Below are 19,477 nucleotides of genomic sequence, written 5' to 3' on the forward strand. Positions count from 1 at the left end.
CAGTTCCTTGGCGCGGCGCTCCTGCCCGTCGGACGAGGCGCCCACGGGCGCGCCAAGGTGCATTGATGGTCTGGATTCACCTGTCAGGAGTGAGCCGGGTAATCCACGTATCCACGCTGATCGCCACCGAAGAAGGTGCTCGGATCCGGCGCATTGAGCGATAACCCGTCGCGAATTCGTCGTGGCAGATCAGGGTTGGCCAGAAACGGCCTGCCGAACGCGATGATGTCCGCGCGGCCGTCGATCAAGGCCTGTTCCGCCGTCTCGGGGTCGTAGCCACCGGCGATCATCAGCACGCCGTCCCACGCTGCACGCAGTTGGCCGATGATTGCATCCCAGCGCGGATCGAAGTTCTCGTCCTTGACGGTGCCAACGACGGCAGGCTCGACGAGGTGCAGGTAGGCCAGATTCCACTGGTTCAACGAACGTACGATGTGGCCGAACGTAGCTTGCGGCGTCTCATCGCCCATGCCCATGAAGCGTCCCATCGGCGTGAGGCGTACGCCCACGCGCTGCGCACCGACTTCGTCGACGACGGCAGCAACCACTTCCAATAACAGGCGCGCACGGTTTTCCAGGCTGCCGCCGTAGCTATCCTCGCGCTGGTTACTGTTGCTGTTGATGAACTGATCCAACAGATAGCCGTTGCCGGCGTGAATTTCCACGCCATCCATCCCGGCGTTCAGCGCATTGCGCGCGGCCCGGCGGTAGTCGTTGATGATGTCAGCGATCTCCGAGGTTTCCAGTGCCCGCGGAACCGGCACATCGCCCCACACACCGTTGCCATCCGCGTCGACGATGAACGTTTTGCCCGGCACGGGTAATGCGCTTGGGGCCACCGGGAGGGCGTTGTCGGGCTGAAAGCTTGGGTGCGACACGCGGCCCACGTGCCAGAGTTGCATGAAGATCAAACCGCCGGCCTCGTGCACCTGGCTGCTGACTTCGCGCCAGGCCTGTACCTGCTCATCGCTGTAGATTCCCGGGGTCCAGGCATAGCCCTGGCCCTGTCGGGAGATTTGCGTCGCCTCGGTGATGATCAACGCGGCGCTCGCACGCTGGCGGTAATATTCGGCGTTCATGGCCGTCGGGACATCGCCCGGTTGCCCGGCGCGTGAGCGGGTCAGCGGCGCCATCGCCACTCGGTGCGGGAGTGTGTATGGCCCCAATGCGATGGGTTGGAACAGTTGCTGCGTCATAGAATTTCTCCGGGTTTCGAAAAGAGGGAGCAGGGCGGCGATGGACGTTTGGCCAGGCACCGTATGGCCGTAAGTTAATCCGCTGCATGCCGCTTGATAATCCGCATCAGCCTCTACGCTGCATTGCGTGAAACGCAACGCTGCGCAGGGTCAGGACGGTTGCTCTGAGCGGGTCAAAGGAAGGTTCAGCCAGCGTCGGCCGGTAGCGTTCGCCACGGCATTGCCGAGGGCGGCGGCCATCGGTCCCTGGACGATTTCGGCGGCGCCGAGAAACGGCTGTCCCGGCTGGTCGAGCAGGTGCACGTCGACCTTTTTCGGCACCTGCGAAAAACGCAGGATCGGGTAGCCACTCCAGTCGTAGCTGCGTATGCCCCCGGCGTCATAGGCGACTTTTTCATAGAGCGTCCAGCTGGTGGACTGCACGATCCCGCCTTCCACCTGGTTGCGCAGGCCATCGGGATTGACGATTTGCCCGACGTCTACCGCCGTGACGACGTGATCGACCTGCACCTCGCCGGTCTGCGGATGTACGCGCAAGCGCACCGCGATCGCGCAATAACCCATGATGTTTTTATAGCGGGCAAACGCGAAGCCGATGCCCGCGCCGGGTTCGCTGCTTTTTTGCGACCAGCCGATGGCGTCGCGCACGCGCTCCACCACGGCCCGCGCCCGGGGATCTGCCAGATGCGCAAGGCGCAAGGCCACCGGATCGCTCCCGGCCCTGGCGGCAAGCTCATCGATGCACGCCTCGATTGCGAAGATGTTGATGTGCGCGCCCAGCGAGCGCATGGCAGAGGTGCGAAACGGCATCTCAGTGACGAAGTTCATGTTGATGCGCGTGGATGCCAGCGTGTACAGCGGCACGGCATTGCGATCGCCGTCGCCTTCAGGTTGAGCGATGGGCACCGAAGGCGCAGAGATGAACGGCCGGGCCAGCAGTCGCGCCGGCAGCAACCGGCCCGCGTTGACGATGCGTTCGTTATGCGGCGTGGTCCACAGTTCATAGTTCCAGTCCTGCAATCGACCTTGCGCATCAAGATTGGCCTGCACTTCAGTCACCATCGCCGAGCTGTAGGGTTCCCAGAGATTTTCCTGCTCGCGCATCCACTGCACCCGCACCGGCGTGCCCGGTATTCGCATGGCAATCAACGCCGCGTCGGCCGCTGCATCGTCTGCGCCGTTGTGGCCGTAACAACCGGACCCTTCGGTGTGGATACAGCGAACGCGGTCGGGCGGTAGCCGCAGCATTTCGGCGATCCCGGCGCGCAGCGGATACACGCCTTGGGTGTGGGTCCAGACGGTGAGGGTGCCGTCCTTGAACCAGGCCACGGCGCAGGACGGGCCGATGGATCCGTGCATCAGGTATTGCTTGGTCACGCGCGCTCGATAGCTCTTGTCGGTCGCCACCTGTGGGGTTCCCTCATGGCTGATCGGGTAGCGGCGTGAAGGCAGGCGCTCGAGCAATGTGTGGATGTCCCGTGACTCGGGTATCGCTTGTCCACCGCTCCAGCGCGCCGATTCATATCCGCTGCGCATGGCCTTGATCGCTTGCCATTCATCACGCGCCACCACGGCAAGGTAATTGCCGTCGCGAATCACCTGCACAACCCCGGCCAACGTTTTGATCGACTCCGCGTCGAAGGCCTCCAGCGTACAGCCGGGACGAGGAGGGCGAATTACCCGAGCGTGCAGCATGCCCGGCAGACGAATGTCCTGAACAAATGCAGGGCCGCCGCTGACTTTTGCCGGAATGTCCAGTCGTTGCAGCGAATGACCGATCAGCTTGAAGCCCGTCGCGGGCATTGCCGGCGATTCGGACTTGGCATAGAGGTGCAGATCGACGTTTTTGACGGCGTCAGCGTAGGACATTCGTTGTCCGGCAGGGCCGTGAATGACGCCTTCCTGCGTCGTCAACAGTGGCGGTGCCACCTCCCAGCTGCGCCCGGCCGACTGCAGCAATAACTCACGCACCTGCGCCGCCGCGTTGAACAGCGCGGTGCCGCTGTCGAAAATGCTATGGCTGCCAGCGGTGTAGCCTTCGTTGGGCGTCAGGGCAGTGTCGGCAGTCAGCAGGTTGATCGCCGTCGGCGAAACCTCCAGACGTTCGGCGGCAATTTGCAGCAAGGCTGTTTTGACGCCAGTGCCCAATTCGACCTTGCCGGTGTAGACGGTGATGCCTTCAGGGCCCACGCGAATCCACGCATCGAGGTAGGGATTGGTGCGCAGGCTGCCGGGCAGATCAGGCGCCAGCACCACCGTGCCGAGGGTATCCACTTCGGTGTCGGCCCATGCACGACGCGCCGCCGGCACCAGGGTAAACGCCACCAGCAAGGCGCCTCCACGCAAGAACGCCCGGCGACTGTGGTCGACTTTTTTCTCCATCGTCATGTCGCGCTCCCGTTTTGCCCGGCCACCAGGCTGATTGCCTCGATAATCCGCAGGTGGGTGCCGCAACGACACAGGTTGCCTGCCATGTGCTCGCGAATGGTCTGCTCGTCCGGGTGCGGATTGCTTTCCAGCAATGACTGCGCGCGCATCAGCATGCCGGCGATGCAGTAGCCGCATTGAGCCGCCTGTTTGTCGATAAAGGCTTTCTGCAAAGGGCCGGGACGTTCGGCAGAACCGAGGCTTTCAACCGTTCGAACCTTCTTGCCCTCAAGGCCCGCGCAGGGCGTCACGCAAGAAAAAACCGGCTTGTCATCGACGATGACCGTACAGGCGCCGCACTGCCCCAAACCACACCCGTATTTGGCGCCGTTCAGCCCCAGATGATTACGCAGCGCATAGAGCAGCGGCATGTCAGGTTCCAGCTCCAATGCATGGGCCGAGCCGTTGACGTTGAGCGTGACTTGGGTCATTTCGTCTCCTGACGGATCGCTTCAATAGTGGAAGAAAGCTCTGTCCAGGGTTGGTCAGGCCTGGCTTGCTGGCGCAGGTATGACGCCAGGGCGATGAGTTGAACGTTGTCCAGGCTGGCGGCAAACGGCGGCATGACCGGTCCGGGCACGCCCGGCATTGCCGGCACGCCTTCGAGCACGGTTTTCAGGAAGTTGCGTGCGCTTGGGGCTTGCAGTGCCGAGGTGCGATCCAGCCCCGGACGCCCGTCGATCTCGCGCATCGGCGCCGCAGGGGCATGACAACCGGCGCAGGCACTGGCGAACAGCAGGGCGCCGCTGGTCTGGTCCAAGGTCTCAACGTTCCCGGCGCCGGGTTGGATTTCGGTGATCGCAGCCCTGGTTTGCAGGCTCAGCAAATACTCGGCAATCGCCTCGGCGTCACTGACCGGCAAGCGAGCCAGACTGAGGCTGACCGGGCGCATCGGGCCCGCGGCTGTGCCGTGCCCGTCCACCACTTCTGCCCGCAGATAGTGGACCAACTGCTCAGTGCTCCACGGGTTTGTGCGACGGGCCATGCCGAGCAGCGAAGGCGCCTCCCAGCCATCCACCTCTCCGCCCGCGAGGCTTTCGCCGGACTTCTCGGCACCGATCAGGTTCAACGGTGAATGGCAGCCCGCACAGTGGCCGGGGCCTTCAACCAGATAACGTCCGCGATTCCACGCTTCAGATTGTTGCGCTACCGGCGTCAGCGGCTTTGCATGCAGAAACAGCAGATTCCAGAACGACACCAGCGGCCGGATGTTCATCGGGAAATTCATGTGGTTTTGCATGGCCGGTGAATTCACGGCAGGGCCGCTCATCAAGTACGCATACGCGTCGGCAATGTCGTCTTCGCTCATGCGCCGGTAGTGCACGTACGGGAAGGCGGGGTACAGGAAGTGGCCATCGCGGGCGATCCCTTCACGCATCGCCCGCTCGAACGCCGGCAGTGACCATTGGCCGAGACCGGTCTGCGGGTCGGGTGTGATGTTGGTGCTGTAGAGCGTGCCGAACGGCGTCACCAGCGGCAGCCCGCCTGCCATGTATTGACCGCCCGGACGCGTATGACACACCGCACAATCGCCTGCTTCGACCACCCGCGCACCGCGCTGCAATTGCGCGGCATCGAACGTTCGCGGGCGCTCAATCGGTGCTATCGCCGGGCGCCACATCAGCATCGCTGCGCCGATTGCACCTATCGAAGCGAGGGCGGCCGCGCTGATCCAGAGGGGGCTGGATCTCAGGAAGTTGCCCTTCATGAGGATTTGAAACACGAGGGACGCGCGGTGCGCATCGATGAAGGATTCGGGATCATGAACAGCTCCTTGAGCATCCGGGGGAAGGGCGCTGATGGAGAGCCCTGCGCCAAGTGCCCAAGGTTAGAGAAAGCGCAAGCGCCGGAGTATTGCCACGTCGCGCAATAGCGCTTTGCGCCAACGGCAACGCCGGGGTCGTTGCGGATGGCGCATCACTCCATTGCCCGGATGATGGATTCTCTGTGTCGGCCCATGCCCTTAGCCTTGGCATCACTTTCCCGAACTCAACGAGGTGTCATCATGCTCACGGGTAACCCCGCAGCAGCGGCCAAGGCCGAACAGCCTGCTTCACTCTCCGGCCTGATGGTCGCGTTCCTGGCATTTTGCTGCGGCGCGGTCGTGGCCAACCTCTATTACGCCCAGCCGATTGTCGAATTGATCGCGCCGCAGATCGGCCTGTCCAGCGCCAATGCCAGCCTGATCGTTTCACTCACACAGTTTGGTTATGCGTTGGGTCTGCTGTTGCTGGTACCGCTGGCCGACCTGATGGAAAACCGGCGCCTGGTCGTGGGTTTCACCCTCGCGGCGAGCGTTACGCTGCTGTGTGCCGGGCTGACGCACTCGCCGTCGATGTTCCTCGTATTTTCCTTGCTGATCGGCCTCACTTCGGTTGCAGTGCAGATTCTGGTGCCACTGGCGGCGCATCTGGCGCCCGAAGCCACGCGCGGCCGTGTGGTGGGAAATATCATGAGCGGGCTGCTGCTGGGCATTCTGTTGTCGCGTCCGCTGTCCAGCCTGCTGGTGGAAGTGTTTGGCTGGCGCGGGGTGTTTTACAGCGCGGCGGCGCTGATGGCCGTCATCGCCCTGATCACCGCGGCTGCGCTGCCGCGCCGTGTGCCAACGCATCAGGCGACTTATGCCGCGCTGATCGGCTCGGTGTTTACCCTGGCTCGTCGCCATCCGGTGCTGCGTCAACGTTCGTTGTATCAGGGATTGTTGTTCGCCAGCTTCAGCCTGTTCTGGACGCTTGCACCGATTGAGCTGATGCGTCACCACGGTTTCAGCCAGGCGCAGGTGGCGATTTTTGCCCTAGTCGGAGCGGTAGGTGCAGTCGCTGCGCCGATTGCCGGGCGCTTGGCCGATGCCGGCCACGGCCACCGCGGAACACGGGTCGCACTGCTGCTGGCACCGGTTTCATTGTTGATCGCTGCGCTGCCCGGCAGCAGCTACCTGTGGCTGGTGGTGTGTGCGGTGCTGCTGGATTTCGCCGTGCAACTGAACATGGTGCTGGGCCAGCGCGAGGTGTACGCCATCGACCCGCACAGCCGGGCACGACTCAACGCCGTGTACATGACCAGTATCTTCGTTGGCGGTGCCTTGGGATCGCTGGTGGCGAGCCCGCTCTACGAGCACTTCGGCTGGAACCTGTCTGCCGCGTCGGTGGCATTGCTCCCGACCCTGGCTTTGGTGATGTTCCTCGGCCGCAAGGCCAATGCCTGAGCGCCGGGTGTGGGGGAGTCCGGTGAAGCACGGTCATACAAGACGGCTGGCGAACGGTGATGCACTATCATCACCGTTTCTTTTTGACCGGATTCCGCTTATGGACAAGTTGCTGGCACTGAAGATGTTTGTTGAAACCGTGCGTTGCGGCGGTTATTCCTCCGCAGCGCGCAAGCTCGGCATCTCGACGTCTTCGGTCACTCGCCAGGTGGCGGGGCTGGAAAACGAGCTCGGCGCCAGCCTGCTCAACCGCACGACACGCAACACCAGCGTGACCGTCGCCGGGCAAACCTATTTCGAAAAGGCTGTGGCGATTCTTGACGCCATCGACGAAGCCGATGCCGTGGTTGCCGACCGTGGCAGCGAGGCGCAAGGACGCCTGCGGATCAGCGTGCCCGTCGAGTTTGGTCGGCGGATCATCGCGCCGCATCTGGGCCGATTGCTCGAGCGCCATCCGGGACTGGAAATAAGCGTGTCGTTGAGCGATCAGGTCAGCGACCTGCTGAGCGAACAGATCGACGTGTCGGTGCGTCTGGGATCGTCGGTGGTCAGTGAAGACATCGTCAGTAAACGGGTAGGGGCCTTCCAGCGCTGGGTGGTGGCCAGCCCGGATTACCTGAGCCGCCACACGGCGCCGTGTCATCCTCGCGACTTGCTCGAGCACCAATGCCTGCGCTTTGATTACGCTGGTTCGCACCAGTGCTGGACGTTCCAGGGCGATAAGGAAACCATCCAGCTCAATGTGCACGGCCGCCTGCAAAGCAACAACGCCGACATCCTGCGCGAAGCGGCAATCGCCGGCGGCGGGGTGACCCTGTTGGCCGACTGGCTGGTGCGCGACGATGTCGCCGCAGGCCGGCTGACGCGGTTGCTGGAACACTACGAAGTCAATCCCGGCAGTGCGAGCAGCTGCATCAACGCGCTGTATTTGCCCAACCACCGGGGATCCAGCCGGATCAATGTGTTTATCGAATTTCTAGAGGAAATCCTCACGCCTGGCGTGTCAGCTATACAAATGGCTGGCCAGTAAAGCCACGCGGTAGCCGTTGCAGTCCGGGCATCTCGATCAGCCGTTGGGTCCACTCTGAGCGCCAATCATTGGCGGTGTGGGTGGCTTTGGCCTTGCGTGCGGCCCGACGGGCGGCGTTGCGTTCGGTTTTGCGCGCTTCCTTGTACGCATCGGTGTTGCGGCAGCTTCTGCATTTCACCCTGTTCAATATGCTACTGGAAGTGAGGTTGCTGCCTTTGTGCCCGCAGGCCAGGTGCCCGCCGACTTTGAAGTGAGTGACCATGGGACATACTCCTTCGTGATGTGTAAGCGTTCGACACCTGGCGGGTGAGGGCGTTCGTTCGCGTTACGGCAGGCAAAAAAATGGCCCGCATGCGGGCGGGCCAGGGGATGTTTTCAAAGGAGCAAGTGAACTGTAGGAGTTCGGTTGTGAAGACGGTGTGAAATGGCCGAAGGCACGAATAAAAAAAGCCCGGCAACTGGGCCGGGTTGGGATGTAGCGCGAGTCTGGCAGGCAGGCATAACCACGGTGACGAAGAGGTCACCGCTCAGGTGTGCTGGATTGGACTCTGTCCCTGGCTCAAATAACGCGGTCGCCTGATTTGAACCGAGGCAGTGGCGGCTCGACATGTTTGAGTGCAGACAACGCGCTGCGAATCTGCGGCGTGTCCTTCTCGATGTCGTTCAAGCGGTCACGAATCCTGAGCGCTGTCGGATGCCCCCCTTGATGATCGACCCAGTCGGCGATTTCCTTGCACGCAGCAGCAAGGCGGGCCTGACGGGAGTCAAGCAGGGTGAGCAGGGTGGCGATAGACTCTTTCTCGGACATGACAATCACCTCCGTTCAAGGAAATCGGCTAAAGGGCAACAAAAAGCCCGCGGGGGAGCGAGCTTTCTGCCGATGGGTCGCTGGTCCTTCAGCTCCTTCAAGTATAGACCCGGAAAATGAAAGTGGCCGGCGTCAAGCCAACCCGTGCGACACCGGCGAACTGGCCTCGTTAAGCCTGCGACATTCGTGCCTGGCGTCCTCTTCAAGATCGTAACCGTCACCGATGAAGCCGCGCGTGCGGGTATCGACGATGCGATACCAGACGGCGGCGTCGGGTGGTGGGTGACCGGTTTCTCCGGCCCGGCGGCCATGAACGATGATCTTGTTGCAGCGTTTCACAACGAAAATGTCTTCCATGGCGTCCACCGAAGCTGTTCGTGTTCAGATCAAGCATAGAAGCGCTTTGCGATCATGCAAAAAACTGGTGGGTCAGTTCGTCGGTTCAGTGCACCCCAGAAGTCGACTCATGGTGTTTCAGCCTTCTCGATGAGCTTCTCCAGAAACACCGCCAGCGCCACTTCCTCTGCCCTGAGCCTTTTACGCCCCCGCGACGGCGGCAGTCCGGCCAATGCGCCTTGCATAAACTCATCGACGACCGCCGGGTGGATGTAGCACTTGCGGCAAACCGCCGGGGTATTGCCCAGTTGCCGGGCGACATGCTTGACCATGTCCACCACCTGCCGCTTTGCATCGGCTGGCGATTGCCACTGCAACTTGCGCAACACCGCCAACGCCAGCGCACTGCCGGCCCAGGTGCGGTAATCCTTGGCGGTGAAATCGGCGCCGGTCAGCATTTGCAAGTAAGCGTTGACGTCGGAGGAGCTGACGGTGTGCCGGTCACCGTTTTCGTCCAGATACTGAAAGAGGTTTTGCCCGGGAATCTCCAGGCAGCGCTTGATGATCCGCGCCAGGCGCCGGTCTTTTACGGTGATCTGGTGCTCGATGCCGCTCTTGCCGCGAAACTGGAACATGATCGCGCTGCCGTTGATCTCGACGTGACGGTTGCGCAGGGTCGTCAGGCCATAGGAGCGGTTGTCCCGGGCGTACTGCGTGTTGCCAACCCGGATCAGCGTTGCATCGAGCAAGGTAATCACCGTGGCCATCACCTTGTCGCGACTGAAGCCGGGAGTCGCCAACAGGGTTTCAAGCTGCTTGCGCAGTTTCGGCAGGGCCAGGCCGAAGTCCCGCAAGCGTGAATATTTGTCGGCATCGCGCACTTCGCGCCAGCGCGGGTGATAACGGTATTGCTTGCGGCCACGGGCATCGCGACCGGTGGCTTGCAGATGACCGCGCGGGTCGGGGCAAATCCATACATCGGTGTAGGCGGGTGGTACTGCGAGGGCGTTGATGCGTTTGATTTCATCCGGATCGGTAATGCGGCGACCCGACGGGGCGAAATAGCCGAATGCGCCACGCAGCTTCTTGCGGGTGATGCCAGGCTGGCTGTCGTCGACGTAATGCAGGTCGGACGGCAGTCCCTCGGACAACGCGGTATCTGGCATGGCAGGCAATCCCGGGCGGCGAGTCAGGGTGTTAAGCCATTGACCACGCGCCATTGCCGGGGTGCCTAAAGAATGCCGACAGATTTCAGGCCAACACCGCCACCGCTTTGATCTGCGCCCAGAGTTGCTGGCCGGGGTGCACGCCCAGTTGATCCCGGGAGTAGCGGGTGATTCGCGCCAGCAGCGGTGTGCCGGCGGCATTCAGGCGGATCAGTACGTGAGCAGCGTTGTCGGCGCCGATTTCACTGATCACCGTGACCGGCAGGCGATTGAGGATGCTGCTCTGTTCGACGCCTTGCAGGCTCAGGCTGACATCCCGCGCTTGAACCTTGCAGCGCAATGCCTGGCCCTTGGTCATCGGCGCGTGGGCGACCCGAATGCTCAGGTCGGTGTCGGGCAGTTGCAAGGTCAACAGCTGGTAGTCGGCGTCATAGGCGCTGACGTGCCCTTCGATCACCACGCCGGCGTCATCGCCCAGCGCCAGCGGCAGATCGAGCCGGGCCAGGGTTTCGCCGATGGCGCCGCTGGCCAAAGCCTTGCCGTTGCTGAGCAGGACGAGGTGATCGGCAAGCCGCGCGACTTCATCCTGGGAATGGCTGACGTACAGCACCGGGATGTCGAGCTCATCGTGCAACCGTTGCAGGTAAGGCAGGATTTCGTTTTTACGCTGGGTATCGAGCGCCGCCAGTGGCTCGTCCATCAGCAGCAGTTTGGGACTGGTGAGCAGGGCACGGGCGATGCCGATACGCTGGCGCTCGCCGCCGGAAAGATTCTGCGGATTGCGGTCGAGTAAATGGCCAATCCCTAGCAGTTCAGTGGCATGCGCCATGTCGACCCGCCGCTGTTGGCGAGGGATGCGCTTGAGGCCGAATTCAAGATTGGCCCGCACCGACAGATGGTGAAACAGGCTGGCTTCCTGGAAAACATAACCCAGGGCGCGTTTATGCGGCGGGACGAAAATCCGCTTGTCGCTGTCCTGCCAGACTTCATCGTTGATCTGGATAAAGCCCTGCCCGGCCTGTTCCAGACCGGCGATGCAGCGCAGGCAAGTGGTTTTGCCCGAACCGGAATGACCATAGAGCGCAGTCACTCCACGGCCGGGCAATTGCAGGTCGATATCCAGGGCAAATCCCGAATAGCTCAGTTTCAAGCGCGTTTGAATCATGGGTCAGCTCCAGGCCGCTTTGGTTTTACGGCTGGAGTAGAGCGCCAGCAACACTGCAAAGGAGAACACCAGCATTGCCCCGGCCAGCCAATGGGCCTGGGCGTATTCCATGGCTTCGACGTGATCGTAGATCTGCACCGAGACCACGCGGGTTTTGTCGGGAATGTTGCCACCGATCATCAGCACCACGCCAAACTCGCCGACGGTGTGGGCAAAACCGAGAATGGCCGCGGTGATGAAACCGGGACGGGCCAGCGGCACAATCACGCTGAAGAACGTGTCCCAGGGGTTGGCGCGCAAGGTGGCGGCCACTTCCAATGGGCGAGTGCCGATGGCGGAAAAGGCATTTTGCAGCGGCTGGACCACGAACGGCATCGAGTACAGCACCGAGCCGATCACCAGCCCCGCAAAACTGAAGGTCAGGGTGCCGAGCCCCAGCGATTGGGTGAACTGGCCGATCCACCCGTTCGGGCCAAGAGCCAACAGTAAATAAAAGCCAATCACCGTGGGTGGCAGCACCAGGGGCAGGGCGACGATCGCCCCGACCGGGCCGCGTAACCAGGATTGGGTACGCGACAGCCATAACGCAATCGGAGTGCCAATGATCAGCAGGATGACCGTGGTCAGGGACGCCAGTTTCAGGGTCAGCCAGATAGCGGAGTAATCGGCACTCGATAGCGTCATTTAGAGTTGGTAACCATAGGACTTGATGACGGCGGCGGCTTTCGGCCCTTTGAGGTAGTCAACCAATGCTTGGGCGGCCGGGTTGTCCTTGCCCTTGTTGAGGATCACCGCGTCTTGTTTGATCGGATCATGCAGGTTGGCCGGAACGATCCAGGCCGAACCGTTGGTCACTTTGCCGTCTTTGTAGATCTGCGACAAGGCCACAAAACCGAGTTCGGCGTTGCCGGTGGACACGAATTGGTAAGCCTGGGTGATGTTCTGGCCTTCAACGATCTTGCCTTTGACCTTGTCGGTCAGGCCTTGCTTGGCCAGCACCTGAGTGGCAGCCAGACCGTACGGGGCGGCTTTCGGGTTGGCGATGGAAAGATGCTGATACTGGTTGTCGCTCAGAACCTTGCCCTTGGCGTCGACATAACCTTCCTTGGCCGACCACAGCGCCAGCGTGCCGATAGCGTAGGTGAAGCGCGAACCCTTGACGGTGTCGCCTTCGGTCTCGAGTTTTTGTGGCGTGGTGTCATCCGCCGAGAGCAACACTTCGAACGGCGCGCCGTTCTTGATCTGGGTATAGAACTGGCCGGTTGCACCAAAGGAGGTGACCAGTTTGTGCCCGGTGTCTTTCTCGAAATCGGCAGCGATGGCCTGGATCGGCGCGGTGAAGTTCGCGGCAACGGCGACCTGGACTTCATCCGCGTGGGCGGACCCGAAAGCGAACACGCTGAACAGGCACACAGGGGCAAAACGTGAGGCACGCATGGTCATGAAACGGCTCCGTGGTAGGCGAGTGAAACGCTATATATAAGAATATATAGCGAAATGCCTGTAAACGGAACGAATGGGATGTGCACGTCGGAATTCACGCGCGCCCTGTAGCAGCTGGCGCAGCCTGCGTTCGGCTGCTACGGGCCCCCGTCCTAGCGGTGAAGCAATTTGGCCAATCCTTCATCCGCCAAACGCCGGGTAATCTCTGCCGAAGTCAGTTCAACGCCCAGGGTGAACGCCTGCCCGGCCCAAAGGTTGCTGAAATCCGCTTCCCCTTTAGCCCGCAATGGCATCAGCGCACCGCCCGCCAAGGGGAAGGCCGGTGCCTTGGCGCTCATCGGCCCGAGTTCACGCATCACCCGATTGAGAATCCCGCGCGCCGGGCGCCCGGTGAAAATGTTGGTGACCGCTGTCTCGCTTTCCTTGGCCGTGCGCAACGCCTTGTGGTGGGACGCGCTGACCTTGGCCTCTGGCGTGAACAAATAAGCCGTACCTACCTGAACCGCCGATGCGCCCAGCATGAAAGCCGCTGCGACGCCACGCGCATCGCTAATCCCGCCCGCCGCAATGACTGGCACTTTCACCGCATCAACGACCTGCGGCACCAGCGCGAAAGTACCCACCTGGCTGCTCAAGTCATCACTGAGGAACATGCCCCGGTGGCCGCCAGCCTCGTAACCCATCGCAATGATCGCATCGCAGCCATGCTGCTCCAGCCAGATGGCTTCTTCGACCGTAGTCGCTGAGGAGAGAACTTTCGCTCCGGTGGCTTTTACCCGATCCAGCAGCGACTTTTCCGGCAGGCCGAAGTGAAAACTCACCACTGCGGGGCGAAACTCTTCGATCACTTCGCAGGCCGCGTTATCGAACGGCGCGCGATTGGACACCGGCGTCGGTGCGTCGAAGTCGACGCCCAATTCCCGGTAGTACGGTTCCAGCAGATTCTTCCATTCCCGGGCGCGCTGCTCATCCGGCGGCGGAGGTTGGTGGCAGAAGAAATTGACGTTGAACGGGCGCTGGGTGTGTTGGCGAATCGTATTCAGTTCTTCGCGCAACTGCTCGATGCTCAGCATCGCGGCAGGCATCGAACCCAGGCCACCAGCGTTGCACGCAGCAATCACCATGGCCGAAGTCGTCGCGCCGGCCATAGGGCCCTGGATGATCGGCAGCTCGATCCCGAGCAGGTCAAGAATGCGGGTGTCTGGCCATTGGCTCATGTGCAGTGTTCTCCGACGTCGAAACAGGGCAGGGACGGTAGAAGCAAGTTTGTATCAGTAATGCCTGGCGCAAGGCCAGTCGAGTTTTTAATGCGTACAGGATGATCCGCAAGGCGCCAGCCGATGGGGATTGGCTTAAAGTCGGGTACGGTGATGGGGTTCCCTGTGTTATTTCAACAGCACGACAACTGAACGATTCCACCAGGAGGCAGTGATGTTCAAAGGCATTCTGATCGACAAAGATGACAGCGGTTACCGGGCCACGCTGCAAGAGATCGCTGACGATCAATTGCCCGAGGGCGATGTGACGGTGCGTGTGGCGTACAGCACGCTGAACTTCAAGGATGGCCTGGCGATCACCGGCAGCAGCCCGGTGGTGCGCAAGTTCCCGATGGTGCCGGGGATCGATCTGGCGGGCACCGTCGAAGTCAGCAGTCACCCGGACTACAAGGTCGGTGATCAAGTCCTGCTCAATGGCTGGGGTGTGGGTGAAGGACACTGGGGCGGATTGGCGCAGAAAGCTCGCTTGAATGGCGACTGGCTGATTCCGTTGCCCAAGGCATTCACCGCCGCGCAAGCGATGGCCGTCGGCACGGCCGGCTACACGGCGATGCTGAGCATCCTGGCGCTGGAGCACAACGGCGTGAGTCCCGAACAGGGCGAGGTGTTGGTGACGGGCGCCAACGGCGGTGTAGGCAGTTTCGCCATCGCGCTGCTGAGCAAACTCGGCTATCGCGTGGTGGCCTCCACCGGCCGCACCTCCGAACACGACTACCTCAAGCACTTGGGCGCCAGTGAGATCATCGACCGCGCCACATTGTCGGAGCCGGGCAAGCCGTTGGCCAAGGAGCGTTGGGCAGCGGTGATCGACTCGGTCGGCAGCCACACACTGGCCAACGCTTGCGCGAGCACCAGGGCTAACGGCACCGTCGCCGCCTGCGGCCTGGCCCAGGGCATGGACTTCCCGGCGTCCGTCGCACCGTTCATATTGCGCGGCGTGACCCTGGCCGGGATCAACAGCGTGACCCAACCCAAAGCCCGGCGGATACTGGCCTGGAATCGCCTGGCCAAGGACCTGGATTTCGCCTTGTTACCATTGATCAGCCACGAAATCGGCTTGAGCGAAGCCATCGACGCCGCGCCGCGCTTGCTTGCCGGGCAGTTGCGCGGCCGGGTGGTGGTCGACGTCAATCGTTGATCGTCTTGGCACCAATCAAACAGACAAACTGTAGTGAAAAGGAAATAGCGACAATGGATGTAAAACTGCGTGAAGTGCTGCCCTTCAGTGTCTCGGGTTTGCAGGTGCGAACCCGCAATGCCGCAGAGCAGCAGCCGGATACCGCACGTATCGGCCCTATGTGGGAACAATTTTTCGTCGAGGACGTTTTCGACAAAATCGCCCACAAACAGCCGGACTCCTTTATGTACGGCGTGTATTCCAACTACGAGTCCGACACTTCAGGCCACTTCGATGTAACCGCGGGCGCGGCGGTCACCACACCCTCCGAGGGCTTTGCGCAGATTCAGGTTGAGGGCGGCGATTACCTGGTGTTCAGCGCCAAAGGGGCGATGCCGGACAGCGTCATTCAGGCTTGGGGCTTTATCTGGGCTTACTTCGAAGACAACCCGCAGGTTCGCCGCAAGTTCGCCACGGACTTCGAGGTCTACACCGGCCCGGAATCCGTGGCGGTCTATATTGGCATTCAGGACCCGGACGCGTTTTCACGTTCCAGCAACTGACGCTTGCGTTCCACGCCCCAGCGGTAACCCGACAGGTTGCCGTCGCTGCGCACCACGCGATGGCAAGGGATCGCCACCGCCAAACTATTCGCGCCACAGGCCTGGGCCACGGCGCGCATGGCTTTCGGTGCACCGATGCGCTGAGCGATATCGGCGTAACTGGCGGTGCTGCCGACGGGAATCTCCCGCAGGGCTTGCCATACCCGCTCTTGAAACGCTGTGCCGCGTACATCCAGCGGCAAATCCAGGCCGAGGGCCGGGGCTTCGATAAAGCCGACGACCTTGGCGATCAACTGCTCGAACTCATGATCGGCGCCAATCAGGTTGGCGCGGCGAAACTTGTCCTGCAGGTCGCAGACCAGTTGATGCGGGTCGTCGCCCAGCAGAATCGCGCAGACTCCGCGCTCACTTTGTGCCACCAGAATCGCTCCCAGAGAGCACTGGCCGACGGCAAAGCGAATGTCATTGTTCTGCCCGGCCGCGCGATAGTCCCCGGGTGTCATGCCGAGCAATTGATCCGCTGCCTCATAGAAACGGCTGTTGGAATTGAATCCGGCGTCATACAGCGCATCGGTAACCGTGCCGCCATCGGTCAGGCGCTCGCGAACCTTGCGTGAACGATGGGCGGTGGCGTAGCCCTTGGGCGTCAGGCCGGTGATGGCCTTGAACACACGATGGAAGTGGAAACTGCTCAAACCGGCTGCATCTGCCAGCTCATTCAACGCCGGTAACGTTTCGGCGGATTCGATTTGACGGCACGCGGCGGCCACGGTGGCGGCGTGTTGCGCGGCGACGTCGCTGTGATCTTTCGCGGCACGTTTGCTGGGGCGATAACCCGCCGCCTGAGCTTGCTCGGCAGTGTCGAAGAACTCGACATTCTGCGGTTTCGGCAGGCGTGCCAGGCTGCTGGGGCGACAGTAGATACCGGTGGTTTTCACCGCATACACAAACTGCCCGTCGGCACGGGGATCGCGCGCGACCACGGCGGCCCAGCGAGGATCGTTTTCGGTGGCGATTGTTGGCGATTGAGTTGTCATGGCTTCATGTCCGTTGACCCGTTTCATGCAGATTAACCAGCCGGCACCGACGCCACACTCCGGGTCTTGCGGTCGAATTCGACTGCATCATCGCGCAGTACGAAAAGTGAAATTGATCCGCTGTTCGCCCAGCCGCGGATGCTGGCCTTCCTTGATCGGCAATACGCCGTGGTAACGCAAACGGTCCACACCGCCCCAAACCACGATATCACCGTGAAACAGCGGCACTCGCTGGCTTTTGGCGCTGCGTTCGAAGCCGCCAAACAGAAACGTCGCCGGCAATCCCAAAGACACCGACACGATGGGGGCAGTGTAGGCGTTTTCGTTTTTGTCCTGATGCAACGACATCCTGGCCCCGGGAACATAGCGGTTGATCAGGCAGGAGTCCGGTACGAACGCCATAAACCCTGCCTCTCGCGCCGCCGCCTGGGCCAGTTCGAAAAACACCTCGGGCATTTCAGGCCAGGGCGCGCCGGTCTGCGGATCGTTGCGGGTGTACTGGTAGCCGCTGCGATCGGTGGTCCAGCCCCAGGTGCCGCAACTGCTCAAGGCCACCGACATGGTAAAGCCGCCGGGCGTGACCATCTGCCGAAACGGCGCCGCTGTCAGAACCGCCTCCAGCGCCGGTAGTAACCGGTCGAGCCAGGGTAGGGCGAAGCCCCTGAGGACGTAGGATTGTTCGCCGATCTGCTCGCGCCTGGGCTGCTGCTCGGGTTCTGCGTCGGCAAACAGATCGAAGGTGATCGGGTTCATGGGCTCATAACGCATCGTGAAAGATGATTCCAAGGGTATGCCGTTTTCCACTGTGCAGGCGACTCACCCCATGACGCAGGGTCACTCGGTAATAGCCGCGAACGCCTTTAACCGGGCGCTGATTCACGGCAAAAATCAACGCGTCACCTTTCTTCAGTCCGATGACTTGCGGGCGCGATTGCATCCGTGGGCGTTGTTCGGTCAGCACAAATTCGCCACCGGTAAAGTCCTTTCCCGGTTCTGACAGCAGAATTGCCACTTGCAGCGGGAACACGTGTTCGCCGTACAGATCCTGATGCAAGCAGTTGTAGTCCTGCGGGCCGTATTGCAGCAATAAAGGTGTCGGGCGTTCCTGACCGGCGGCATGGCAGCGTTGCAGAAACGCTTCGTGGGGTTCGGGGAAACGGGTCGGCAAATCCATGCATTCGTACCAGCGATTGGCGATGGGAACCAGTCGAGGGTAGAGCGCGCTGCGCAACCGGGCCACCGGATCAGGCAGCGGGTATCTGAAGTATTTGTACTCGCCACGGCCAAAACCGTGGCGCGCCATCACCACTTTCGAGCGAAAGGGTTCGGAGCAGTCGTACAGGGCGCTTATTTCATCGCAGGTCTTATGGCTTAAAAGCGATTTGATGATCGCGCAGCCATCCTGGTCGAGTTGCTGCGTAAGTTTGCCCCAGTCGAGGGCATCGTGGTGAATCGGATCGGTAAGCAAGGGTTCTGACTCCTTGACCAAAAGGTCGAGGCGGCCAGTTTAGAGAGCGTTGCGGGAGCGGGCACTCCGGCGCTTGCGGTCGAATTCGCGAGAGGGGAGCAGACGTCCATGTTGTCGCTCCAGATCGCGTTACAGCGCTTTGCTGACGCTGATCTCGCTGATGACGTCTTCGCTCTGGCCATGCAGCTTGTCCAGCGCAGCCTTGGCTTCTTCTGCAGTGCCGTTTTCAAGCTGGGCGAATTCGAAGCGACGTTCGCCGTTGAGTTTGTATTTGATGACGTATTTGGTCGTCTGGGCCACGGTCATACCTGCCTGTTCTGGTGTGGGTTCAGCTCAGCTTCGAGCTGGAGCGGCGGATGATCTTGATCGAGTGCGTCAGGGTCGGTTTGCGGGTCACGCTGATCGGGCGGCGGTTGACCGTGTCGATGGTGATGTTCCAGAAACCGGTGCTCGGCGCGGTGATCCGGGCCGGGAAGGTGTCGAATGCGCCACCGTGATACGTGTGACGGCCGCCGTTCTTGAAGCTGCGGAAGTTGGCGTCGTTCATCAAGCGGATGTTGCACATTTGGGAGCACTGAATGACGACGATGTCGTCTTCGTTGAGGTGCTCGCGCTGGTGGATAAATTTCATGAGGCGCCTCCAGAAGGGCTTTTTCTACAAAATCAAAACGATAGCATGGGCGATTGGCGCAGTTTATCAGCCCGAACAGGTTATTATCTGGCTGTCGGGGTCCGCTTTGACAATTAAAAACAGTTATTTGGAATTCTATGAGCGATAAATGCAGGGAGCCTTGGAGAAAAACAGCATTTGTGCTGTCGGAGGGTCTTTATCGGAGGTTTCATATGAAATGGGGTGTTCTGGTCGTGCCGTTTGTATTGGCAGTGGGTGGATGTGCGACGGTCTCGGACATCACTGCGTCGTTGCCTACCATGAACGTGATTTCAGGCAAGAAACCCCATGAGTACGCCCAGTGCCTGGTCGAGAAATTGGCCAGTAGCCGTGGGGCCTTGCAAGTCGAGCCGCAAAAGGATGGCATGCGGGTGATTGTGCCGCAGAAGTTCTCCTCGGGGCCGGCAGCGGTGTTTGACATTGAAGACCGCTCCGGTGGCAGCAGCATCAAACTGCATGAGCGCATCTCCAATGTGCCGTTGCGCCCATGGGATGTACGCAATGCCGCCACCGCGTGCATTTCCGGCTGATAGACTACCCCCGGTCAGCATCGATGCCGTCAAAGTCGC

Annotated in this window: 22 protein-coding genes; 5 read left to right on the forward strand and 17 right to left on the reverse strand. The window is 61.2% G+C overall.

Annotated features, from left to right (window positions below):
- Positions 1-83: 83 nt before the first annotated feature.
- The 4 genes from FFH90_RS15065 to FFH90_RS15080 all read right to left on the reverse strand — a co-directional run bounded on the left by FFH90_RS15065 (position 84) and on the right by FFH90_RS15080 (position 5,250).
- Positions 84-1,196 carry an alkene reductase gene (locus tag FFH90_RS15065; protein WP_111453254.1) on the reverse strand — a complete coding sequence of 371 codons (1,113 nt, stop codon included), beginning with the start codon at positions 1,194-1,196 and terminating at the stop codon, positions 84-86.
- Between the two features lie 150 nt (positions 1,197-1,346).
- A complete protein-coding gene (locus FFH90_RS15070; RefSeq protein WP_138867476.1) occupies positions 1,347-3,584 on the reverse strand; it encodes a molybdopterin cofactor-binding domain-containing protein in 2,238 nt (745 codons plus the stop codon).
- Entirely contained in the window at positions 3,581-4,054 is a 474-nt protein-coding gene (locus FFH90_RS15075) for a (2Fe-2S)-binding protein (RefSeq protein ID WP_111453256.1), read from the reverse strand. The genes FFH90_RS15070 and FFH90_RS15075 overlap by 4 nt, the downstream gene beginning before the upstream one ends.
- Entirely contained in the window at positions 4,051-5,250 is a 1,200-nt protein-coding gene (locus FFH90_RS15080) for a cytochrome c (RefSeq protein ID WP_225602744.1), read from the reverse strand. Before FFH90_RS15080 ends, FFH90_RS15075 begins: the two co-directional genes overlap by 4 nt.
- Before the next feature lie 378 nt (positions 5,251-5,628).
- Here FFH90_RS15080 and FFH90_RS15085 point away from each other — a divergent pair, with 378 nt between their 5' ends.
- A complete protein-coding gene (locus FFH90_RS15085) occupies positions 5,629-6,828 on the forward strand; it encodes an MFS transporter (protein WP_138867477.1) in 1,200 nt (399 codons plus the stop codon).
- 100 nt (positions 6,829-6,928) lie between these two features.
- Positions 6,929-7,858, forward strand: coding sequence for a LysR family transcriptional regulator (locus tag FFH90_RS15090; RefSeq protein WP_138867478.1), 930 nt, complete (start codon positions 6,929-6,931; stop codon positions 7,856-7,858).
- On the opposite strand, the gene FFH90_RS15095 is transcribed toward FFH90_RS15090, so the two are convergent.
- The 8 genes from FFH90_RS15095 to FFH90_RS15130 all read right to left on the reverse strand — a co-directional run bounded on the left by FFH90_RS15095 (position 7,836) and on the right by FFH90_RS15130 (position 13,993).
- Positions 7,836-8,120, reverse strand: coding sequence for a hypothetical protein (locus FFH90_RS15095; protein ID WP_111453258.1), 285 nt, complete (start codon positions 8,118-8,120; stop codon positions 7,836-7,838). The two genes, FFH90_RS15090 and FFH90_RS15095, sit on opposite strands and share 23 nt — an antisense overlap.
- Before the next feature lie 297 nt (positions 8,121-8,417).
- Positions 8,418-8,666 carry a hypothetical protein gene (locus FFH90_RS15100; RefSeq protein ID WP_018929055.1) on the reverse strand — a complete coding sequence of 83 codons (249 nt, stop codon included), beginning with the start codon at positions 8,664-8,666 and terminating at the stop codon, positions 8,418-8,420.
- A 132-nt stretch (positions 8,667-8,798) separates the two neighbouring features.
- A complete protein-coding gene (locus tag FFH90_RS15105) occupies positions 8,799-9,023 on the reverse strand; it encodes a hypothetical protein (RefSeq protein ID WP_111453402.1) in 225 nt (74 codons plus the stop codon).
- A 107-nt stretch (positions 9,024-9,130) separates the two neighbouring features.
- Positions 9,131-10,168: a DNA topoisomerase IB gene (locus FFH90_RS15110; protein WP_111453259.1), complete on the reverse strand. Its 1,038-nt coding sequence runs from the start codon at positions 10,166-10,168 to the stop codon at positions 9,131-9,133.
- Positions 10,169-10,253: 85 nt separating this feature from the next.
- Positions 10,254-11,333 (reverse strand): molybdenum ABC transporter ATP-binding protein, encoded by a 1,080-nt coding sequence (modC, locus tag FFH90_RS15115; protein WP_138867479.1) that lies wholly within the window; start codon positions 11,331-11,333, stop codon positions 10,254-10,256.
- A 3-nt stretch (positions 11,334-11,336) separates the two neighbouring features.
- Positions 11,337-12,017, reverse strand: a complete 681-nt coding sequence (gene modB, locus FFH90_RS15120; protein WP_138867480.1) for a molybdate ABC transporter permease subunit — start codon at positions 12,015-12,017, stop codon at positions 11,337-11,339.
- The gene (gene modA, locus FFH90_RS15125) at positions 12,018-12,770 is read right to left on the reverse strand and encodes a molybdate ABC transporter substrate-binding protein (RefSeq protein ID WP_372240865.1); all 753 of its coding nucleotides are present in this window, start codon (positions 12,768-12,770) and stop codon (positions 12,018-12,020) included.
- Between the two features lie 158 nt (positions 12,771-12,928).
- On the reverse strand, positions 12,929-13,993 hold the full coding sequence (locus tag FFH90_RS15130; RefSeq protein WP_138867482.1) for a nitronate monooxygenase family protein: 1,065 nt from the start codon (positions 13,991-13,993) through the stop codon (positions 12,929-12,931).
- 214 nt (positions 13,994-14,207) lie between these two features.
- Between FFH90_RS15130 and FFH90_RS15135 the strand changes: the two genes are divergently transcribed.
- Both FFH90_RS15135 and FFH90_RS15140 read left to right on the forward strand, forming a co-directional pair.
- Positions 14,208-15,191: an MDR family oxidoreductase gene (locus FFH90_RS15135; protein WP_138867483.1), complete on the forward strand. Its 984-nt coding sequence runs from the start codon at positions 14,208-14,210 to the stop codon at positions 15,189-15,191.
- A gap of 53 nt (positions 15,192-15,244) precedes the next feature.
- Positions 15,245-15,733 carry a GyrI-like domain-containing protein gene (locus tag FFH90_RS15140; RefSeq protein WP_138867484.1) on the forward strand — a complete coding sequence of 163 codons (489 nt, stop codon included), beginning with the start codon at positions 15,245-15,247 and terminating at the stop codon, positions 15,731-15,733.
- Here the strand turns inward: FFH90_RS15140 and ada are convergent.
- From ada to FFH90_RS15160, 5 genes are all read right to left on the reverse strand, one after another.
- Positions 15,697-16,770: a bifunctional DNA-binding transcriptional regulator/O6-methylguanine-DNA methyltransferase Ada gene (gene ada, locus FFH90_RS15145; RefSeq protein WP_026346071.1), complete on the reverse strand. Its 1,074-nt coding sequence runs from the start codon at positions 16,768-16,770 to the stop codon at positions 15,697-15,699. The two genes, FFH90_RS15140 and ada, sit on opposite strands and share 37 nt — an antisense overlap.
- An 87-nt stretch (positions 16,771-16,857) precedes the next feature.
- Entirely contained in the window at positions 16,858-17,538 is a 681-nt protein-coding gene (alkB, locus tag FFH90_RS15150) for a DNA oxidative demethylase AlkB (RefSeq protein ID WP_018929064.1), read from the reverse strand.
- A complete protein-coding gene (locus FFH90_RS15155) occupies positions 17,528-18,238 on the reverse strand; it encodes a 2OG-Fe(II) oxygenase (protein ID WP_138867485.1) in 711 nt (236 codons plus the stop codon). Before FFH90_RS15155 ends, alkB begins: the two co-directional genes overlap by 11 nt.
- Positions 18,239-18,367: 129 nt before the next feature.
- Positions 18,368-18,538 (reverse strand): hypothetical protein, encoded by a 171-nt coding sequence (locus tag FFH90_RS29985; RefSeq protein WP_086945763.1) that lies wholly within the window; start codon positions 18,536-18,538, stop codon positions 18,368-18,370.
- A 28-nt stretch (positions 18,539-18,566) separates the two neighbouring features.
- Positions 18,567-18,869: a DUF1883 domain-containing protein gene (locus tag FFH90_RS15160; RefSeq protein ID WP_007900033.1), complete on the reverse strand. Its 303-nt coding sequence runs from the start codon at positions 18,867-18,869 to the stop codon at positions 18,567-18,569.
- Between the two features lie 212 nt (positions 18,870-19,081).
- On the opposite strand from FFH90_RS15160, the gene FFH90_RS15165 reads away from it, so the two are divergent.
- Entirely contained in the window at positions 19,082-19,438 is a 357-nt protein-coding gene (locus FFH90_RS15165) for a hypothetical protein (RefSeq protein WP_018929068.1), read from the forward strand.
- Positions 19,439-19,477 lie beyond the last annotated feature (39 nt).

This window comes from Pseudomonas sp. ATCC 43928, from assembly GCF_005938665.2.
Lineage (GTDB): Bacteria > Pseudomonadota > Gammaproteobacteria > Pseudomonadales > Pseudomonadaceae > Aquipseudomonas.

Bases quoted from the DNA above. Each gene is read 5' to 3' on its own strand.
- FFH90_RS15065 (WP_111453254.1), bottom strand. From the start codon at position 1,196: ATGACGCAGCAACTGTTCCAACCCATCGCATTGGGGCCATACACACTC.
- FFH90_RS15070 (WP_138867476.1), bottom strand. From the start codon at position 3,584: ATGACGATGGAGAAAAAAGTCGACCACAGTCGCCGGGCGTTCTTGCGT.
- FFH90_RS15075 (WP_111453256.1), bottom strand. From the start codon at position 4,054: ATGACCCAAGTCACGCTCAACGTCAACGGCTCGGCCCATGCATTGGAG.
- FFH90_RS15080 (WP_225602744.1), bottom strand. From the start codon at position 5,250: ATGCTGATGTGGCGCCCGGCGATAGCACCGATTGAGCGCCCGCGAACG.
- FFH90_RS15085 (WP_138867477.1), top strand. From the start codon at position 5,629: ATGCTCACGGGTAACCCCGCAGCAGCGGCCAAGGCCGAACAGCCTGCT.
- FFH90_RS15090 (WP_138867478.1), top strand. From the start codon at position 6,929: ATGGACAAGTTGCTGGCACTGAAGATGTTTGTTGAAACCGTGCGTTGC.
- FFH90_RS15095 (WP_111453258.1), bottom strand. From the start codon at position 8,120: ATGGTCACTCACTTCAAAGTCGGCGGGCACCTGGCCTGCGGGCACAAA.
- FFH90_RS15100 (WP_018929055.1), bottom strand. From the start codon at position 8,666: ATGTCCGAGAAAGAGTCTATCGCCACCCTGCTCACCCTGCTTGACTCC.
- FFH90_RS15105 (WP_111453402.1), bottom strand. From the start codon at position 9,023: ATGGAAGACATTTTCGTTGTGAAACGCTGCAACAAGATCATCGTTCAT.
- FFH90_RS15110 (WP_111453259.1), bottom strand. From the start codon at position 10,168: ATGCCAGATACCGCGTTGTCCGAGGGACTGCCGTCCGACCTGCATTAC.
- modC (WP_138867479.1), bottom strand. From the start codon at position 11,333: ATGATTCAAACGCGCTTGAAACTGAGCTATTCGGGATTTGCCCTGGAT.
- modB (WP_138867480.1), bottom strand. From the start codon at position 12,017: ATGACGCTATCGAGTGCCGATTACTCCGCTATCTGGCTGACCCTGAAA.
- modA (WP_372240865.1), bottom strand. From the start codon at position 12,770: ATGCGTGCCTCACGTTTTGCCCCTGTGTGCCTGTTCAGCGTGTTCGCT.
- FFH90_RS15130 (WP_138867482.1), bottom strand. From the start codon at position 13,993: ATGAGCCAATGGCCAGACACCCGCATTCTTGACCTGCTCGGGATCGAG.
- FFH90_RS15135 (WP_138867483.1), top strand. From the start codon at position 14,208: ATGTTCAAAGGCATTCTGATCGACAAAGATGACAGCGGTTACCGGGCC.
- FFH90_RS15140 (WP_138867484.1), top strand. From the start codon at position 15,245: ATGGATGTAAAACTGCGTGAAGTGCTGCCCTTCAGTGTCTCGGGTTTG.
- ada (WP_026346071.1), bottom strand. From the start codon at position 16,770: ATGACAACTCAATCGCCAACAATCGCCACCGAAAACGATCCTCGCTGG.
- alkB (WP_018929064.1), bottom strand. From the start codon at position 17,538: ATGCGTTATGAGCCCATGAACCCGATCACCTTCGATCTGTTTGCCGAC.
- FFH90_RS15160 (WP_007900033.1), bottom strand. From the start codon at position 18,869: ATGAAATTTATCCACCAGCGCGAGCACCTCAACGAAGACGACATCGTC.
- FFH90_RS15165 (WP_018929068.1), top strand. From the start codon at position 19,082: ATGAAATGGGGTGTTCTGGTCGTGCCGTTTGTATTGGCAGTGGGTGGA.